Annotated in this window: 18 protein-coding genes and 4 pseudogenes; 4 read left to right on the forward strand and 18 right to left on the reverse strand. The window is 44.1% G+C overall.

Translation table 11 applies throughout. From position 1 onward, the window contains the following. Positions 1 to 13: 13 nt before the first annotated feature. The 14 genes and pseudogenes from rplE to ANSO36C_RS18110 form a co-directional block, all read right to left on the reverse strand. Positions 14 to 562, reverse strand: a complete 549-nt coding sequence (gene rplE / locus ANSO36C_RS18045) for a 50S ribosomal protein L5 (RefSeq protein ID WP_104906405.1) — start codon at positions 560 to 562, stop codon at positions 14 to 16. Positions 563 to 687: 125 nt separating this feature from the next. Further along, positions 688 to 1041: a 50S ribosomal protein L24 gene (rplX, locus tag ANSO36C_RS18050; protein ID WP_118167584.1), complete on the reverse strand. Its 354-nt coding sequence runs from the start codon at positions 1039 to 1041 to the stop codon at positions 688 to 690. Further along, positions 1041 to 1409, reverse strand: a complete 369-nt coding sequence (gene rplN / locus ANSO36C_RS18055; protein WP_069070772.1) for a 50S ribosomal protein L14 — start codon at positions 1407 to 1409, stop codon at positions 1041 to 1043. The genes rplX and rplN overlap by 1 nt, the downstream gene beginning before the upstream one ends. Positions 1410 to 1455: 46 nt before the next feature. Then, positions 1456 to 1704: a 30S ribosomal protein S17 gene (gene rpsQ, locus ANSO36C_RS18060; protein WP_069070773.1), complete on the reverse strand. Its 249-nt coding sequence runs from the start codon at positions 1702 to 1704 to the stop codon at positions 1456 to 1458. Between the two features lie 6 nt (positions 1705 to 1710). Next, positions 1711 to 1938 (reverse strand): 50S ribosomal protein L29, encoded by a 228-nt coding sequence (gene rpmC, locus ANSO36C_RS18065; protein WP_251955667.1) that lies wholly within the window; start codon positions 1936 to 1938, stop codon positions 1711 to 1713. Between the two features lie 3 nt (positions 1939 to 1941). Then, positions 1942 to 2368 (reverse strand): annotated as a pseudogene (gene rplP, locus ANSO36C_RS18070) (50S ribosomal protein L16). Between the two features lie 87 nt (positions 2369 to 2455). Continuing rightward, positions 2456 to 3235 (reverse strand): 30S ribosomal protein S3, encoded by a 780-nt coding sequence (gene rpsC / locus ANSO36C_RS18075; RefSeq protein ID WP_251955668.1) that lies wholly within the window; start codon positions 3233 to 3235, stop codon positions 2456 to 2458. Positions 3236 to 3288: 53 nt separating this feature from the next. Then, positions 3289 to 3645 (reverse strand): 50S ribosomal protein L22, encoded by a 357-nt coding sequence (gene rplV, locus ANSO36C_RS18080; RefSeq protein ID WP_069070777.1) that lies wholly within the window; start codon positions 3643 to 3645, stop codon positions 3289 to 3291. 84 nt (positions 3646 to 3729) lie between these two features. After that, entirely contained in the window at positions 3730 to 4008 is a 279-nt protein-coding gene (gene rpsS, locus ANSO36C_RS18085) for a 30S ribosomal protein S19 (RefSeq protein WP_012410721.1), read from the reverse strand. 142 nt (positions 4009 to 4150) lie between these two features. Then, positions 4151 to 5014, reverse strand: a complete 864-nt coding sequence (gene rplB, locus ANSO36C_RS18090; RefSeq protein WP_094349090.1) for a 50S ribosomal protein L2 — start codon at positions 5012 to 5014, stop codon at positions 4151 to 4153. Between the two features lie 158 nt (positions 5015 to 5172). Next, positions 5173 to 5487, reverse strand: coding sequence for a 50S ribosomal protein L23 (locus tag ANSO36C_RS18095; RefSeq protein ID WP_251955669.1), 315 nt, complete (start codon positions 5485 to 5487; stop codon positions 5173 to 5175). Then, positions 5480 to 6118: a 50S ribosomal protein L4 gene (gene rplD / locus ANSO36C_RS18100; protein ID WP_069070797.1), complete on the reverse strand. Its 639-nt coding sequence runs from the start codon at positions 6116 to 6118 to the stop codon at positions 5480 to 5482. Before rplD ends, ANSO36C_RS18095 begins: the two co-directional genes overlap by 8 nt. Before the next feature lie 147 nt (positions 6119 to 6265). Next, positions 6266 to 6898, reverse strand: coding sequence for a 50S ribosomal protein L3 (gene rplC, locus ANSO36C_RS18105; RefSeq protein ID WP_251955670.1), 633 nt, complete (start codon positions 6896 to 6898; stop codon positions 6266 to 6268). Between the two features lie 72 nt (positions 6899 to 6970). Then, a complete protein-coding gene (locus ANSO36C_RS18110) occupies positions 6971 to 7144 on the reverse strand; it encodes a hypothetical protein (RefSeq protein ID WP_251955671.1) in 174 nt (57 codons plus the stop codon). A gap of 669 nt (positions 7145 to 7813) precedes the next feature. On the opposite strand from ANSO36C_RS18110, the gene ndhN reads away from it, so the two are divergent. Further along, positions 7814 to 8290 (forward strand): NAD(P)H-quinone oxidoreductase subunit N, encoded by a 477-nt coding sequence (gene ndhN / locus ANSO36C_RS18115; protein WP_251955672.1) that lies wholly within the window; start codon positions 7814 to 7816, stop codon positions 8288 to 8290. Between the two features lie 108 nt (positions 8291 to 8398). On the opposite strand, the pseudogene ANSO36C_RS18120 reads toward ndhN, so the two are convergent. Together ANSO36C_RS18120 and ANSO36C_RS18125 are read right to left on the reverse strand one after the other, a co-directional pair. Beyond that, positions 8399 to 11664 (reverse strand): annotated as a pseudogene (locus ANSO36C_RS18120) (efflux RND transporter permease subunit). A 62-nt stretch (positions 11665 to 11726) separates the two neighbouring features. Further along, positions 11727 to 13113, reverse strand: a pseudogene (locus tag ANSO36C_RS18125) (efflux RND transporter periplasmic adaptor subunit). A 174-nt stretch (positions 13114 to 13287) separates the two neighbouring features. On the opposite strand from ANSO36C_RS18125, the gene ANSO36C_RS18130 reads away from it, so the two are divergent. From ANSO36C_RS18130 to ANSO36C_RS18140, 3 genes are all read left to right on the forward strand, one after another. Continuing rightward, positions 13288 to 13443 carry a hypothetical protein gene (locus ANSO36C_RS18130; protein WP_251955673.1) on the forward strand — a complete coding sequence of 52 codons (156 nt, stop codon included), beginning with the start codon at positions 13288 to 13290 and terminating at the stop codon, positions 13441 to 13443. Positions 13444 to 13768: 325 nt separating this feature from the next. Further along, positions 13769 to 14308, forward strand: coding sequence for a phycobiliprotein lyase (locus ANSO36C_RS18135; protein WP_251955674.1), 540 nt, complete (start codon positions 13769 to 13771; stop codon positions 14306 to 14308). Positions 14309 to 14569: 261 nt separating this feature from the next. Beyond that, positions 14570 to 14890 (forward strand): RNA recognition motif domain-containing protein, encoded by a 321-nt coding sequence (locus ANSO36C_RS18140; protein ID WP_190942914.1) that lies wholly within the window; start codon positions 14570 to 14572, stop codon positions 14888 to 14890. Between the two features lie 121 nt (positions 14891 to 15011). Here ANSO36C_RS18140 and ANSO36C_RS18145 read toward each other — a convergent pair whose 3' ends face one another. Together ANSO36C_RS18145 and ANSO36C_RS18150 are read right to left on the reverse strand one after the other, a co-directional pair. Then, positions 15012 to 16181, reverse strand: a complete 1170-nt coding sequence (locus ANSO36C_RS18145) for an S-layer homology domain-containing protein (RefSeq protein ID WP_251955675.1) — start codon at positions 16179 to 16181, stop codon at positions 15012 to 15014. A gap of 96 nt (positions 16182 to 16277) precedes the next feature. Next, a pseudogene (locus tag ANSO36C_RS18150) lies at positions 16278 to 17047 on the reverse strand (Uma2 family endonuclease). Positions 17048 to 17266 lie beyond the last annotated feature (219 nt).

Consider the following 17266-nt stretch of genomic DNA (forward strand, 5'->3'; position numbering starts at 1 on the left):
TCTATAGATGAACTTATTGATCGCGAAAGGGCATTCCTAATTCTTTAAGTAAGGCGCGTCCCTCTTCGTCGTTTTTTGCTGTGGTGATGATGGAAATATCCATCCCACGTACTTGATCGATGCTGTCGTATTCGACTTCTGGAAAAATTAGCTGTTCTCTCACGCCCAGAGTGTAGTTACCGCGTCCGTCAAAGCTTTTAGGGCTAACGCCGCGAAAATCTCGAATTCTGGGTAGTGACAGGCTAACTAATCTGTCGAAAAAGGCATACATCCGTTCGGCTCTGAGAGTAACCATGATCCCCACAGGCATCCCTTGACGAATCTTAAAGCCAGCGATCGCCTTTTTCGCCCGTGTCACCACTGGTTTTTGACCAGTTACCACGGCAATCTCGTTGATGGATGCCTCTAGTGACTTCGCATTTTGAGCTGCTTCACCCAAACCCCGGTTAATCGTAACCTTTACTAACTTCGGTACTTGATGAACGTTGGTATATTGAAACTGATTAATCAGTTTGGGGACGATCGTCTCTTGATATAACGTTTTGAGTCTTGTTGTCGCCATAGTTTTTTGTCCTGATATCCCTGGGCTTGGTCAGGGAACTTTTATTGTCCTTTGTTATTTGTCCTTTGTCTTTTGTTATTTGTCTTTTTACTAATAACTAATGACTAATGACCAATGACTAATGACTATTTATCTAGAATCTCGCCAGTTTTCTTGAGTTTTCTGACCTTTTTGCCTTCTGAGGTAAAGGTATAACAAACACGACTGGCAACGTTTTGCTTGGTGGAATAAAGCATCACGTTGGAGCTATGAATCGGGAATTCTTGGGTAATAATTCGCCCCGATTCCCCTTCTTGCTGGGGTTTGACGTGCTTGGTCTTGATGTTGACACCTTTGACGATGACTTTACTCAGTTGGGGAAGTGCCTGGATAATTTCACCAACTTTTCCTTTGTCTTTGCCAGCAATCACTTGTACGGTGTCGCCAGTTTTGACGTGCATTTTGTGGAATACTTTGGGCGTACCCTGTTTGGTTGCCATTAAAGCACCTCCGGAGCCAGAGAAACAATTTTGGTGAAGTTTTTATCTCGTAGTTCCCGTGCAACTGGGCCGAAAACCCGTGTACCTCTGGGATTACCGTCTTTGTTGATGATCACGGCGGCGTTATCATCAAAGCGAATGCTCATACCACTGTCACGAGATACAGCTTTACGAGTACGGACAATTACTGCTTCTACAACATCAGACTTTTTAACAGCCATGTTGGGTGTAGCATCTTTGACAACGGCGATAATTTTATCGCCGATAAAACCATAACGGCGGTTGCCTCCGCCCAAGATGCGGATGCACATTAGTTTGCGGGCGCCGCTATTATCTGCGACATTCAGGTAAGTCTGGGGTTGAATCACAATTATTCTCCCTTGTAATGTTGTTAGAAACTAACAACGATGAGGTTTAAGCAGGCTTGACGTTCAGGACTTCTGTGATTTTCCAGCGCTTGGTTTTACTCAGGGGTCTAGTTTCCTGAATGCGAACGCGATCGCCTACTTTACACTGATTTTCTTCGTCGTGAACTTTATATCGTTGGGTGTTAACCACAATCTTGCCGTACTTGGGGTGAGGAGCGCGGTTTTCTATGGCGACTACCACAGTTTTTTGCATTTTATCGCTCACTACCAAGCCAACTCGTTCTTTAACTGCCATAATCTCCTACTTTTTTTCTTTAGCCGATTCACTTGCTGCCCGTTTGCGTTCTGTTTCTAGCGTCAGCAATTGGGCTAGGCGGTGGCGCAATTGTCGGAATTGATGGGGCTTTTCTAATTGTCTGGTGGCTTTTTGCAAGCGCAACTGAAATAGTTGTCTTTTGATTGCGACAATTTCATCAGAGAGCTTCTCGTCGCTTAATTCTCTAGCTTCTGAAATCTTGGGAAGAGGCATAAGCTACTCCTGCTCCTGTGGTTGAGAGCGCACAATAAATTTAGTTTTGATGGGCAGTTTAAATGAAGCCAAACGCATAGCTTCACGGGCGATTTCTTCAGAAACCCCACCGATTTCAAACAAAATTCGTCCTGGCTTGACTACAGCTACCCAAAACTCTGGATTACCTTTACCAGAACCCATCCGGGTTTCAGCAGGACGCATGGTTACAGGTTTATCAGGGAAAATCCGAATCCAGATTTGTCCACCCCGACGAATATAACGAGTCATTGCCCGACGGGAAGCCTCGATTTGACGCGAGGTACATCCAAGCAGGTTCTTGCGCTTGGAGTGCAAAGTCACCGAAGTTGAGGGTACTACCACGGCTGGCTAGTCCTTCCATCCGTCCGCGCTGTTGTTTGCGGAATTTAGTTCTTCTAGGGCTTAACATTGTTTGTTACTTGTCATTTGTCATTTGTCATTTGTCATTTGTCATCTGCCATTTACTAATGACTAATGAGTAATAACTAATGACGATTTATCCTTCATTTGAGCGGTCTTCAAATTGCTGGCGACGACGTTGTTGTTGACGGCGACGGGGTTCCCGATCGCGATCGCCACGATCACGGGGATCACGGGTTGCGGGTGGTAACGGATCTGGTTCCTGTCCAGGAATAATTTCTCCCTTAAATACCCATACTTTGATACCCAAAATGCCGTAAACAGTTTTTGCTGTGCAATAAGAGTAGTCAATGTCAGCCCGTAAGGTATGTAAAGGTACTCTACCTTCACGAGTCCACTCTGTCCGGGCAATTTCTGCACCGTTGAGGCGACCGCTAACTTGGATTTTAATACCTTGGACACCCGCCCGTTGGGCGCGTTGAATCGATTGCCGCACTACCCGCCGAAAGGAAACCCGACGTTCCAATTGTTGAGCAATGTATTCAGCAATTAGGTAGGCATCAGCATCAACTCGTTGAACTTCAACTACATTGATCCGAATTTGACGATTACTACCCAACAATCCTTGGAGTCCGGTACGTAACGATTCAATACCTTGTCCACCACGACCCACTACTACGCCTGGTCTAGCTGTGCGTACTTCTAAGTCGATTTGGTCGGCTTTGCGCTCAATCCGTACTTCCGAAATTCCGGCGTTGTTTTGAGCCTGTCTACCCAGCTTTTGTTCTATATATTGACGCAGTTTGTAATCTTCTTGTAGAAGTTCTGGATAACGATCAGGAACAGCAAACCAACGGGATTGATGTTCATGTGTAATACCCAGACGAAAACCAACTGGATGAATCTTCTGTCCCACGAATGCTTCCTCTAAAATTTCTTACTTTACGCAATTTATTCGTGTAAACGTGCTTATTTTTCTGGGGCGGCTGCAACGGCCACAGTAATATGACACGTCGGCTTGCGAATTTGGTAAGCTCGACCTTGTGCTCTTGGTTGGAACCGCTTTAACGGCGGCCCTTGATCGGCATAAGCCTGAGTAATCACTAGTTGAGTCCGATCTAACCCAGCGTTGTGTTCGGCATTGGCAGCAGCGCTTCTGAGAACCTTCAAAATGGGTTCAGTGGCGCGATAGGGCATGAATTCCAGGATGATTAACGCTTCTCGGTAAGATCGCCCGCGGATTTGATCGAGTACCCGACGCACTTTATAGGCCGAGATGCGGATAAAACGAGCGATCGCTTTTACTTCAGTAGTATTAGTAGCCATAATTTTTTTCTCCAATTTTGTCATTTGTCATTTGTCATTTGTCATTTGTCTTTAGCTAATGACTAATGACCTAATAACTAATAACTACCTACCCGCTTTTTTGTCGCTTTTTCCATGACCCCTGTAGGTGCGTGTTGGGGCAAATTCACCCAATTTGTGTCCTACCATCTGTTCATTTACAAAAACTGGAACGTGTTGGCGTCCGTTGTGAACAGCGATAGTATGACCTACCATTAGAGGCAAAATTGTCGAAGCTCGTGACCAAGTTTTAATAACTTCTTTTCTGTTGTTGTCGTTGAGCTTTTCAATTTTCTTTAAGAGATGATCCGCAACGAAAGGACCTTTTTTTAGAGAACGACCCATAGTTCAATTTTGGATTTAGGATTTAGGATTTAGGATTTAGAATTTCGGATTTTGGATAATTATGTGTCCGATCGAGTTTCACAAATTTTTAATGTTCACAAGTAGACCCAATCTAAAATCCAAAATCTAAAATCTAAAATTCTTATGATTCACGACCACCGCGACCGCGTTTAGAAGACTTACGACGACGACGTACAATCAACTTGCTGCTAAGTTTCTTGCGATTGCGTGTCTTCGCACCCAATGTGGGTTTACCCCAAGGTGTAACAGGCCCCGATCTACCGATAGGCGCTCTACCTTCACCACCTCCATGTGGGTGATCCACTGGGTTCATGACGCTACCTCTAACCTTAGGACGGCGACCTTTCCAGCGATTTCGTCCGGCTTTACCTGCACTCAGGTTTCTCGCATCGGTGTTGCCTACTTGCCCAATAGTGGCGTAGCACTCGCGTCTAATCAAGCGGACTTCTCCTGAAGGCAACTTGAGAGTTACATAATTACCTTCTTTTGCCACGACTTGGGCGCTAGCACCAGCAGCACGGACAATTTGACCACCTTTCCCAGGTGTGAATTCTACGTTGTGAACACTAGTACCTAAGGGAATCTTCCAGAGCGGTAAAGCATTACCATCCTCAAAGGGAGAATCAGGCCCAGAAACAATTATTGTTCCAACTTTCAACCCGTTGGGGTGAAGAATGTACCGTTTTTCGCCGTCTTGGTAATACAAAAGGGCAATTCTGGCGTTGCGGTTAGGATCGTATTCAATTGCTGCGACTTTAGCAGGAATATTATGTTTATCCCTTTTAAAATCGATGATCCGATAAAGCTGTTTATGTCCGCCACCCCGGCGACGACTAGTAATCCGCCCGTGATTATTCCGACCTTTAGCGCGATGCTTCGAGGTTGTTAAGGATTTTTCTGGCTCGGTTCTAGTAATTTCCGCAAAGTCAGAGATTGTAACTTGGCGAGTGCTGGGGGTATAAGGGCGGTAAGAACGAGTACCCATAATCTATTTTGGATTTTGGATTTTGGATTTACTTAATTTTGGATTTTGAATTTCGGATTTTTGATTTAATGAGTGTTTAATTAATTGCGACCATCTTTGGCACGCACTTATTGAGTAAACTCCTCAATCTAAAATCTAAAATCTAAAATCTAAAATTCCTAGACTTCTGGGAATAGAACTTGTCTAATCTTGTCTTCATCCCCAGATGCGACCGTAACAATGGCTCGCTTATATTGGGGTTTATAACCAATAAATTTACCAACGCGCCGCTTTTTACGTGGTGGTATGGTGGTGTTGACTTTCACAACCTTGACCTGAAACAAGTCTTCAATCGCAGCCTTGATTTCTGGCTTTGATGCCTTTGGAATTACTTCAAAGGTGTACTTGTTTTGTTCCATCAAGATGGTCGCTTTTTCGGTGACGATTGGGCGACGTACTAAGTCGGCAAGATCGCGGGGGTCAAAGCTAGGCACTGTAGACCTCCTGAATTTTTTCTAGGGCTGATGCCGTAACTACAATTTTGTCAGCGTGCAGTAAATCAAAAACGTTTAACTGGTCGGCTGCAATTAGTTTTAAATTTTCAATATTGCGGGCTGACAAATAAACGTTATCTGTATCCGCAATTTCAGACAAAATTAACAGTGCCTTGCTTTCTGGTACAACTCCCCAACGGGCAAGGGCTGCCACTAATTCTTTAGTCTTGGGGCGAGAAAGCTCAGTGCTAAATTCTTCTACCACGATTAAATCGTCAATGCGACTTACAAATGCTGTCCGCAGTGCTAAACGTCGCTCTTTACGGTTTAACTTGAGGTTGAAGTCTCTGGGTTTTGGACCAAAGATCACACCACCACCACGCCACAATGGTGAACGAATAGAGCCTGCACGAGCGCGACCAGTACCTTTTTGTCTCCAAGGTTTACGTCCGCCACCTCTGACTTCAGCACGAGTTTTTGTACTGGCATTTCCTTGACGAGCATTGGTCAATTGCCGTACTAAGGCGCGATGCACAATATGAGACGCTGTTTCTTCCTTGGCAACGCGCAACTCGAAGGTCGTCTCGCCGACCTGTTCTCCTTGCCAATTTTTAACTACGCTTTCAACCATCTTTGTTATTTGTCCTTTGTCATTTGTCATTTGTCTTTTGTCTTTTGCCATTTGTCTTTTGCCATTTGTCATTTGTTCTTTGTCCTTGAACCAATTGACAAATGACTAATGACTAATAACTAATGACTAGTTACTAATGACTTTTGACTATCCCACTACTTTTGCAGGTACAACACTTACTAGAGCGCCTGGTTTACCAGGAATAGCTCCCTTGATTAGCAATATGTTGCGTTCTGCATCAACTCGCACTATGGTCAGTTTGCGGATTGTGATGCGTTTACCACCTAAACGCCCTGCCATCCGCTTACCTGGATAGACACGACCTGGTGTTGTACCAGCACCAATAGAACCCGGCGCTCTGTGGTTTTTGGAACCGTGTGACATAGGCCCACGAGCAAAGTTGTTGCGCTTCTGGTTTCCCGCAAAGCCGCGACCAATACTTGTGCCGACGACATCGACAATTTGACCTGCGCTAAAAATATCTGCTTTAATCTGTTGACCTAAAGCATAATCACTAGAGCCATCAGTGTGATATTCATTTAAGTGACGCAATGCTGGGGCAGATGATTTAGCCAAATGGCCCAGTAGTGGTCTGTTTAGTGCCTTGGGTTTAACTTCGTGATAACCAACTTGAATCGCAAAGTAACCGTCGGTTTGTTTCGTTTTAACTTGTGTAACGGTGCATGGCCCTGCTTGAATGACTGTCACAGGAATGGCTACTCCTGCTTCGTCAAATATTTGGGTCATGCCCAGCTTGGTGCCGAGAATACCTACAGACACAGTAACTGGTTCTCCTTTCTACTTGCTGACCTTGGAATTGGACTCTAGAGGACACGCTTTGTACGCATCAGTTTAGGCTGGGTTAGCCTGCGAAATTTGGAATGGCTTCAATAAACCGCTCCAAATGCTTTCGGACACAACAAACCGTGTCCGTACTGCTTGGTGAATCTGTTTAGCTTCACTCACTAGATCACCAGAACAGCCACAAGTCCCTTCCCATTGGGAAGGAGTAACTTCTGGAATCAATGCAAGGCGCTACAGCTTTAAGCTGTGTGCAGCAATGCTTTCGTCCAAGCAATTGCTCTGGCACTTTCTGGAGGCAGCGCTGTCGGCGGGTTTTCCGATTTTTACACGCCCATAAGACGGCTTCCCGGAGATTGGCTACTGCCGTGTTGCAGTTGGACTTAAGCGGTTTTTACCGCCCAGTATCCGTTAACTGAGACTGACGTAATGCCATGAAACCAACATTGCTGCTCAGTTTTACTTCCTTAAATACCTTAAACTATTGTTTAAGATTTTGCCTACTTTTTCAGAGGCACAGGAGTAAACTTACTCTGGAGCTTACATTAAGCTCCAATGTTGACCTGAAAGCTTTTCTAGTTTACCAGTCTATCGATCAATCTGAGTCAGATTATCCAATTTGGATTTATTCGTTAGTTTTTTATGCTAACACTACCCCAGAATGACAGTTAAGAAGTTCACTACTTTGCGTTTTTGGTCACAATCTAATAATATAAATTATTTATTTATGTTTGTCCAGTAATTTATAAAGTTATTTTTAGGGAGTCGGGAGTGGGGACTGGGGAAGAAATAATTAATAGCCAATGCCCAATGCCCAATGCCCAAAAAAATGCTTTTAATCTATCGGTTCAGGGTAAATAATAGAGATATCTAAGTGGGATAAGACGAAAATCTATGGCACTAATTACCACTGGCAACGGTTTAATCCGCGATCTGGAAAAATTTGGCGCTCTTGGAGTGTATGTACCTCTGGAAGGGGGTTATGAAGGTCGATATCAGCGCCGACTACGCGCAGCTGGTTATACTACCCTTCACATTACTGCTAAAGGACTAGGTGACGTAGCTGCGTATCTCACAAGAATTCATGGAGTTAGACCTCCTCATCTTGGGAAAAAAAGCAATGGTACGGGTGCAGCAGTAGGTCATATATACTATTTGCCGCCAATTCTCAATTCTCATCTAGAACAGCTACCACCAAAGTCAAAGGGGCTGGTCTTGTGGATTATTGAAGGGCATATTCTTTCTAATGAGGAACTCGAGTATTTAACGAATTTGCCTCAGCTAGAACCACGAGTAAAAGTAGTTATTGAGAGGGGTGGCGATCGCGTTTTCCGTTGGACTTCTCTAGAAAAAACTCTGTTAGCTAGCTAACAGTTACAAAAGTGAGGAAGTTATGAGTTATAACTTCCTCACTCTCAAAATATTGGCAATTATCGGTCAGAATCAAGTCAGAAGGACTATGTGCAACTTAAATGCTCATTAGCTTATAAGTTTTTTGGTAAATCCATGCAATTGGCTTAACACTGGCTTCGCCCAATTTCCACCCAGCAAATCATGCAACAGAATATAAAAGCAAGGGATGATAAATAGCGTCAGCACTGTTGCCAAAGATAAACCCGAAAATACTACCACGCCTAATGGTTGTAGAAACTCTGAGCCTTCCCCAATTCCTAACGCTAGGGGAAACATACCTAAAACAGTGGTAATGGTTGTCATTAATACTGGTCGTAGGCGTTGAGGTGCAGCTTTCAAAATCGCAGTTTTCCGGTCAACTTTTTCCCGTTCGAGAATTTGATTGGCCAATTCCACCATGATGATGGCGTTATTAACTACAATACCCACCAGTAAAACCGCACCGACAATCACTGTCGCGCCAATGGCCGTTTTGGTGATGTAAAGTCCGAAAATCCCCCCAGCTAATGCCAACGGAATTGTAAACATAATTACTAGTGGGTCAATGAGCGAATTGTATTGTACCGCCATTACCACAAAGACTAAAAAGGCAGCTAATCCACCTAATAGTTGTAGTGAGCTTTGCAGTTGCTGATTAGATTCAGCTGCTGAACTGGGTAAGCGGCTGACACCTTCAGGTAAATCTAGACTATCTAGTACCGTACTGACCTGTTCTAGGGCCTCACTAAGGCTAGCTCCCTCAGTTAAGTTGCCAGCAATTAAGAAAACCTGACGCTGGTTAATTCGCTGAACTTCTCCTGGAGCTTGAGCTTCAGCAATTTTGGCAACATCACTCAAGCGAATTTGGCGATTGTTATCGACAAACAATGGCAACCTCTGCAACTGAGAAGCTGCTTGCAATGATTTTTCATTCAACTTGACGCGAACATCGACTAAACGGTTGCCGCGTTGCAACTGAGTTGGTACGCTACCTTCAAGAGCAGTCTGAATTGTTTCCCCAATTTGTGTGGTAGTTAAACCCAAAGCTGAAACTCTCTCCCAATCAGGAAGAATCTGAATTTCTGGTTGGCGATCGTCTGCATCGGGACGAAATCTCGCTAGTGTAGCTTGTTCTTCCAAGGCTGCTAGTACCTGACGACCAGCTTCTTCTAAATTATTTACGTCATTTCCCTGAAGCATCACGTCAACATCAGCACCACGGATCGGAGAGTTGCTGAGAATCAAACCCCGTACTTGACCAGGGGAAAGGCGCAGGCGAATTCCTGCTAAATTTAGCTTATTTAACTCTTGGGTAACTCGTTCTACATAAGCTTGGACATTAGTACCTGTCTTCAGGGTAATATTGCTGGAAGCTCGTAGGGCATTAGCATTGGTAGTGTTTCCAAAGAGTGAGCCACCAATTGTAGAGAAAACATATTCTGTTTCTGGCTGCTTGCGGATAATCTCATCCACTGCAACCATTACTTTTTGGTTGGTTTCTAAAGGTGTACCGGGAGGAAATTGGGCGTTTAAGTTGGCTTGTCCGGTGTTGATGCGGGGGAGAATTTCTTGGGGAATTTGCGGAGCCATCCACAAACTGCCGCCGCCAAAAACGATAATAGCGATCGCTACCGTAACAAATCGCCAGCGTAATATCCCTGCTAAAAAATTGCTGTATCCTCTAGTAGCAGCATCAAAGCGGCTATTAAACTTTTGCAACAGCCAAAATTCGCTCAGACGGCTAGAAAATTTCCATGCCAACATTCGGGAGGCAAGCATCGGTACAACGGTTACAGCAATCAAAATTGAAGCCGCAACCGAAAAGGTGATGGTGAGAATTAACTCATTAAATAGTAGTGCAATAAAACCGCCGATGAGCAAAAACGGTAATACTGCCACCAAGTTTGTACTAGTAGAAGCAATTAAAGCTGATTCTACTTCTTGGCTACTTTTTTCTGCTTGATAAATTAGTTGCTGCGAATTCAAGCGGGTTTTATTATCCTTACCAGGAGTCATCCCAGCCCCCTCGGCAATGTTCTCTAACATGACGATGGAGTTATCTACCACAATACCCACGCCTAATGCCAAACCACCCAAACTAAAAACGTTGATAGATAAGCCAAATAGCCCCATCAATATGATGGCAGCTAGGGTTGCTAAGGGAATGGCTAGGACGATAATGAAAGTTTGTCGTAGAGAACCAAGAAATAGGAGAACTGCGATCGCTGCTAGTGCAGTACCAATCAATCCAGAACTGGTAACATTCGAGATCGAGTTGCGAATAAACCGCGACTCATCCAAGGTGGGTGTCAGAATTGTCCCTTCGGGAACTACCCCAGATTGCCGGAGTTCTTCTAAGCGTTGTTTCACACCCTCAACAACATTGATGGTGTTGGCATCCGGCTGCTTTTGGATACTAACTTTTACAGCTTCTTCCCCGTTGAGTAGAACGTACACCCGTTGTTGTTCTGAGCCATCAATGACTTCGGCAAAGTCGCGCAAATAGACGCGGCGGTTGAGGACTGGGGATTGGGTACTGGGGAGTGGGGACTGGGTACTGGTGACTGGGGAAGAAGGAGCAGAAGAGACTTCAAAAGAAAGATTGCTGATTTCATTGGCATTTTGGAACCGCCCAACAGTACGGGTTAATGGTTCAGAATTCTGCCCTAAAATCCGACCGCCAGAAATATCTATGTTGCGATCTCTGAGTTCATCTAAGACATCGGTCAAACCGACACCCAAAGCTTGCAACCGATCCAAATCAATATTGACCCTAACTTCTTCTTGAACTCCTCCCGATATGTCTACCCCTGCGACTCCAGATACAACACTCAGTTCGCGGGCTAGTTCTTCTTCGGCAAAAACGCGCAAATCAACGCCTTCTAAGGAAGGTGAAGTTAATGCCAATTCGTAAACTGGTAATTGCGAAGGATCGACTTTAAATAAGCGTGGTTCTTCGATCGCGTCTGGTAATGTGTTTCTAGCTCTGTTAAAAGCAGCTGTCGCATCGTTTAAAGCTTGGTCAATATTGCCACCTGGTTGAAATGAACAGATCCAAACTATCTGTCCCTCACGAGTTTGGGAAAAAATCTGTACCACGCCCTCGGTAGCGGCAAAGGCTTCTTCCAGTGGTCTTGTGACTTCATCAACTGCTACCTCTGGAGAAATTCCAGGTGCTTCTATTCGCACACCAATCCGAGGATAGGTAATTGATGGTAGTAAATCTACGGGTAACTTGGCGATAAAAAAGAACCCTAAGACTATCACTGCCAACGTCAGCATGAGTGTGCGATATGTTGGCGGATTGATATAGCACTGATACTAAATCCGCCGCCGTTTTTTACTTGCTGCATTACTGTCGCTGCGCTCCAATTAAAAAGGCAAAATGGAAAATTCCAAAAGACATTTTGAATTTTTAATTCCCTTTAGGGGATGACTCTGCTGTTTCGGAAAGAATTGATAAACGTACAGCGGCTCCATCTTTTAGGGGTTGACCACTGCGAACAACATAGCGCTCCCCGGCTTGTAAGCCAGATAGAATTTCCACTCTGCCATCAACCCTTTTTCCTAAAGTGACAGCACGCGCTACTACTTTTGCCTTACCTTCTGTATCTTTCACAACAAATAGCGTCCCAGATGGGTTTTCTTGCTCTCCACCGGCTATTTTTGCTGCTCCTGCTCCTTTTGCTGCCCCGGCTTGTTTTTGAATAGCTGTTTGTGGCACTACTACTCGCTGTTGAGTCTGAGTTTCAAAATTGACTCGCGCCAATAATCCGCTACCAATCTTCCCTTGACTATTGGGAATTACTACTTCTACAGGTATCAAACGAGCCGTGGCATCGGCAGCTGGGGAAATGCGCGTAACTCTGCCAATTAATGTTTCGGTGGGGAAGGCATCTAAGCGGACTTGTACAGACTGCCCAACTTGAATTTGTGCCAGTTCTAATTCGGAAACTTGCACAACGACTTTTTACACGGTTAAAATCGCCAATTTTTACGACTTCGCTACCTGCTTGCAAAAGGTTGCCTGGTTCTGTCACCTTTTCTGTGACTACGCCAGTGATGGGTGATGTGAGTTGAGCATAAGACCTGCGCTCTTTGGTTTGAGCAACCAATGCTTGTTGGGCAAGTACTCTACCTTGGGCGGCGGCGACGGCTTGCTGTTCTGTACGAACCTGCTCTTGGGCTGCCCGCAGTGCCTGGGCTGCTGTTTGTGCCTGGGTACGTGCTTGCTGGGCAGTTTGTTCCGCGATCGCTCCAGCTTTAAATAAATTTTGTTGCCGTTCTGAGTCTGCCTGAGCTTGTACTACTTCTAGCCGCGCCCTTTCAACGTCAGCACGAGCATTGCTTACCTGATTAGTTGCCCGCGCTACTTCTGATTTGAGGGCTGCTAGCTCTGCTTCTGCTTGCTTTAATTCGGTCGAAAGTATGGCAGCATCTAACTGCCCGACGTTTTGCCCTTGTTTTACCGTATCACCCACATCTAAATTCAAAGCCAACAACCGAGCTTCTACCTGCGATCGCACTGATATAATCCGAAAGGCTGTTGTATTACCTGTGTATTCTGGTTGTGTTTGCAGCGAGTCAGTTCGAGCGATCGCTACATCTACAGCCGTTGCACTATTACCACCTTGTCCACTACCAGGACTCTGCTGAGATTGTGCATCAGCCGATTCCTTGGGCAGCGCTCCACAACTCGCACTCAGCAGTCCTATGCCCAGCAAACAGGGAATCAATAATATGGATGCAAAAGGGGAAGACACTTTTGTGTCAAAGCTACTTTTTGTTTTTGCAACAGCCATATCAGTTTTCACAACTGAATCTAACTGGGTATCAATTACCTGGTTAACGGCTGCGAAAGGTGAGATTTTCGCCTGCTTGTGCGGCTTATTTCTATCCAAAATCATTTATTTTCCTTTCTTTGGGGAGTTTTTGGGGTTAAACAGCCGTGCATTACCAAGTAATTTTGAGACATTATGACTAATGAAAAGCGGCGAGATTCAATTAGCTATCTTCTTGCAGAATTTTGTATCAAAAATTACTTTTTATTCCGAAAACTTCTCACCACTTTAACTCACTACATTAATAAAGGCAGCTTTTTAGCTGTCGATGTAATTCTTAACTTAGTATAAATATTTTTAAATTTCTTGGAATCTGCCCTTGGTAGAAAACTTAAGTTGACTGAAGATACGGGAATTTTGCGCCCTTTCTTCTAAAATTGGCAGTATTTAAATAAATATACTTAGGCTGACATAGCCAGATTGAATGTAGTTAGCAAAATGCCTAGTAATTTTTACGCTCTATCCAATATATTAAGAATAGTAAATATAAATTGCTTTTTTTGACGTTGTAATATTTCAAACAGGCGTAGGCGTAGCCCGTCGTAGACATCGCATATACAGCAAAGAAAAGAGCGATATATATTTAGAGCCAATATATTAGTCAGGAAAGTTACAAGTGACATCATTGCTAAAAATTGCCCAAACCGCCGACGAAGCCCAGATTTCCGAATTTTTCCAGGAATCAGAGGGTAAGTGGCGATCGCAACGGCGCTACTACACTCTACCTGAAGGAGAAACCAAGGAGATGGAGAGTATAGTTACGATCAATTTTCTCAATCAGGGCTGTAATGAATTGCAAAACCTAGCTCAAATGCACGATTTGCCTGATACAGGTAGTTTGATCTGTGGTGCAGCAGTTACATGGGAAAGTATGGATGTGCTAAAGGCAAGGAAAGAGTCGCAAGGTTCAACGATATTTGGAGCTTTAGGAAACATTTTGTATCGCGATCGCGGTTTTGCCATATCCAAACCAGTCACCGCCCACTATTATTTCTCCAACCCAAAAACACTGTGTTTGCGAACTGAATACAACGGTTCAGTTTTTGAGGAAGAGTTAAAACTAATTGGTAGCAAATACCGCACTAGACAAACTATTATCTCCCGTGCTGGTGAGCAGTTGATGATTGGTCAATATTTAGAAAAGAGAGTGGATTAGTATCTCGTGGGTGCGGTTCGCTATAGCCTCACCCCTTTTAAGACTAGCCAACACGTACCCATTAACTTTTTATATAACTTTTTATAACATTTTCTCAAACTTTTACCCAAAAGTTAATTGCCATGTCATCATGGAAAGTGAAATGAGAATTAATTCGGCGACAGTGTTTGTTTTTAGTATTGACAGGCTTTTCCCTTTTGGTATTACAGACTTCTCTCCGAAATCTAAATCTCTACAAACTTATGATTTTGGAGACATTTGATGTCAATTTACGTTGGTAACCTCTCCTATGATGTTACACAAGATGCGCTAAGTGCTGTATTTGCAGAATATGGTGCTGTAAAGCGTGTTCAACTACCTACTGATCGTGAAACAGGTCGTTTACGCGGCTTTGCTTTCGTGGAAATGAGTTCAGAAGATGAAGAAGCAAAAGCAATTGAAGCTCTTGATGGTGCTGAATGGCTTGGTCGCGACCTGAAGGTAAATAAAGCCAAGCCCAGAGAAGACAGAGGTGGCGGTGGTTCCTTCGGTGGTAATCGTGGTGGCGGTGGTGGCGGTGGCTACAACCGTAACCGTTACTAAGCTATAAGCTAAGTTAAGTAGACGAAAGTAACTTAATTGAATCTAGAAAAGGCTCAGGCAAGAATGCTTGAGCCTTTTCTATGCAAAACTTTAACACTAAATAATTTTGGGAATTTGATTATTATTGAGACGAACCTCCTGTGGGCAATTCACCCTTTGGCTTCGCTTTTGAAGTTTGGGAAAGTTCTGGAGATATTTTGGGCGATGCCTGCGGCGGGCTAGACCTACGCACTATATTTGGAGATGTAATTGCCTGTAATTTGCCCCGTTTTACTAAAGCTTGATGGATCATTGCCGCCACTTCTGCCCGACTAGCTACTTTGTTGGGAGCAAGAACTTGGAGATTTGGATAGTTAACTACTAGGCCATTAGTTGTAGCAGCAGCTATTTTGCCGACAGCATAAGCTGGAATATCTTTAGCATCTTTATAGACACTGATAACCTGATTTGGGGAAGTGGGTGCTTTCAAATTCAACCCACTGGCAAGGGCAACTAAAACTTGCACTCGTGAAATATTTTCTTGTGGTTTGAAGGTTTTTTTCGGGTAGCCTTTGAGAAATCCGGCACTGATGGCTTGGTCAATTGCTGGAGTTGCCCAAAATTTTGTTGGTACATCTTGAAATGCGATCGCAGTCTTAGACAGTTTTTGGTCAAAGGCTTTTTCTAGTATGGCAGCAAATTCGGCGCGGTTTACAGGCTGATTTGGTCTAAAAGAATAATCAGGAAACCCTTTAAGAATCCCACGGGCAGAAAGAACATCTATAAAACGCCGACTCCAAAAGTCATTGGGCACATCGTTAAATGCAATTGGCGGCGGAATGATTGATTTTGGTTTTACTGGAGTTACTAAAGGCAAAGCTGATGATTTGAGTGATGACTCAAGTTCTATTGAAGAAGATACAGGTGTTTGTGCTTGTGGGGATTGAGTCGGGATTACCAGAACAGATGGCAACATTGCGCGGTAAGGAGTTGCGCTGTTAGTTGAAAATAAAGGTGTCTTGGGTTCAACAACAGCCTCTGGTGAAGAATAGGGTAAAACGTTGTTGGGCACTGGATAAGGTTCTACCTTGGCAGTAGGAGAGGGCAATACTGGATTTGGTTGAACACTAGGAGATGGAGTGGAGTTCGGCAAGAGCAACCCGTTTAAGTTCCAGCTAGAATCTCTGCGGGACAATGACCAAAAAAGAATCGCTCCGATAGTGGTGAAGGCAACCAAAATGGCTATAAATTCATCAAAGCCAAGGGCAGTTTTTGGGGATGACTCCGGTTCGGAAGGAGGTCTATTTGTCATCGTGATTACCCTGGTAGCAGTAAAATTTGTGTCTAAACAAATTAAGCCACAGATGACTCTTTTACACCAGCCCTTTTTTAATTCGTAGTTAGGATATCAGGTTTCTGGTTCAACGCCGAGCGATCGCAATTGGGCAGCTAGGCGATCAGCTCTTTGGGATTCCTGTTCTGCTCTTTGGGATTCCTGTTCTGCTCTTTCATCCCCACTCAACAACAAATTACCTTCTAAATCCCACCAACGCAGCCAAGGTAATTCCACATTCTGATAAACTCCTTGCCATAAACCTAATTCAACACCCAAAGCAACTATAGGATAATGTCCTCGTTCATTTGCTGGTAAAACCTGATACTGTCCTTCAATCAGATGATAAACTTCTAGGCTGGCTTTACTCGCTTCATAAATGCCGTAGAAGGCAGGACGAATCACCTGCTCATAAATCCAAAATTTACCCTTCAAAGGAGTTTTATCCCGTTCTTTACTACCATCCCCAGAGACAAATTCTAAGACAATCAACGGGGCAATAAACTCTCGCCACATCACATAAGAACGTCGCGTTTGCCCATTGAGCAAAAATGGTACATTCGGGACATAAAACCAATCTGGTGCTTCCGCGCCTTTTCAAGGGGATCGGTCAACCGCCAGTAAATGCCTAAGTCCTGCCCTATACAGTATTCTCCTTCAGGATTTAATTGCTTGAGGATGGGTGTAATAGAGTCAGTTAGTAGGAGGCTTTGGGGATGCTCTTGCCAATTTTTGCCTTCGGCACGCTCCGCGAACACAAACGTACCATTGGACTCAGGAAGTTGAGTATGATCCGGGAATGGGAAAGGAGCGAGGGCATTGGGTGGATTGGTTACAGAAGTCATAACGCTACCTTTGCACTCTTCGTAAAGGTTATTTTTAGTTTAGCTTGCGTAGGCGTAGCCCGTCGTAGACATCGCTCTCTAAATATTTTCCAACCAAATTATAAATTGTACGCCAAAGAATTTTTACCTTCACAGACCACTAGTCTTATTAAATACCTAAAAAAACTGAATTTTGAGGGTGGCAGAATGTAAAATATTAATTTATTGTTTACCTGTGTT

This window comes from Nostoc cf. commune SO-36 (assembly GCF_023734775.1).
GTDB lineage: Bacteria > Cyanobacteriota > Cyanobacteriia > Cyanobacteriales > Nostocaceae > Nostoc > Nostoc commune_A.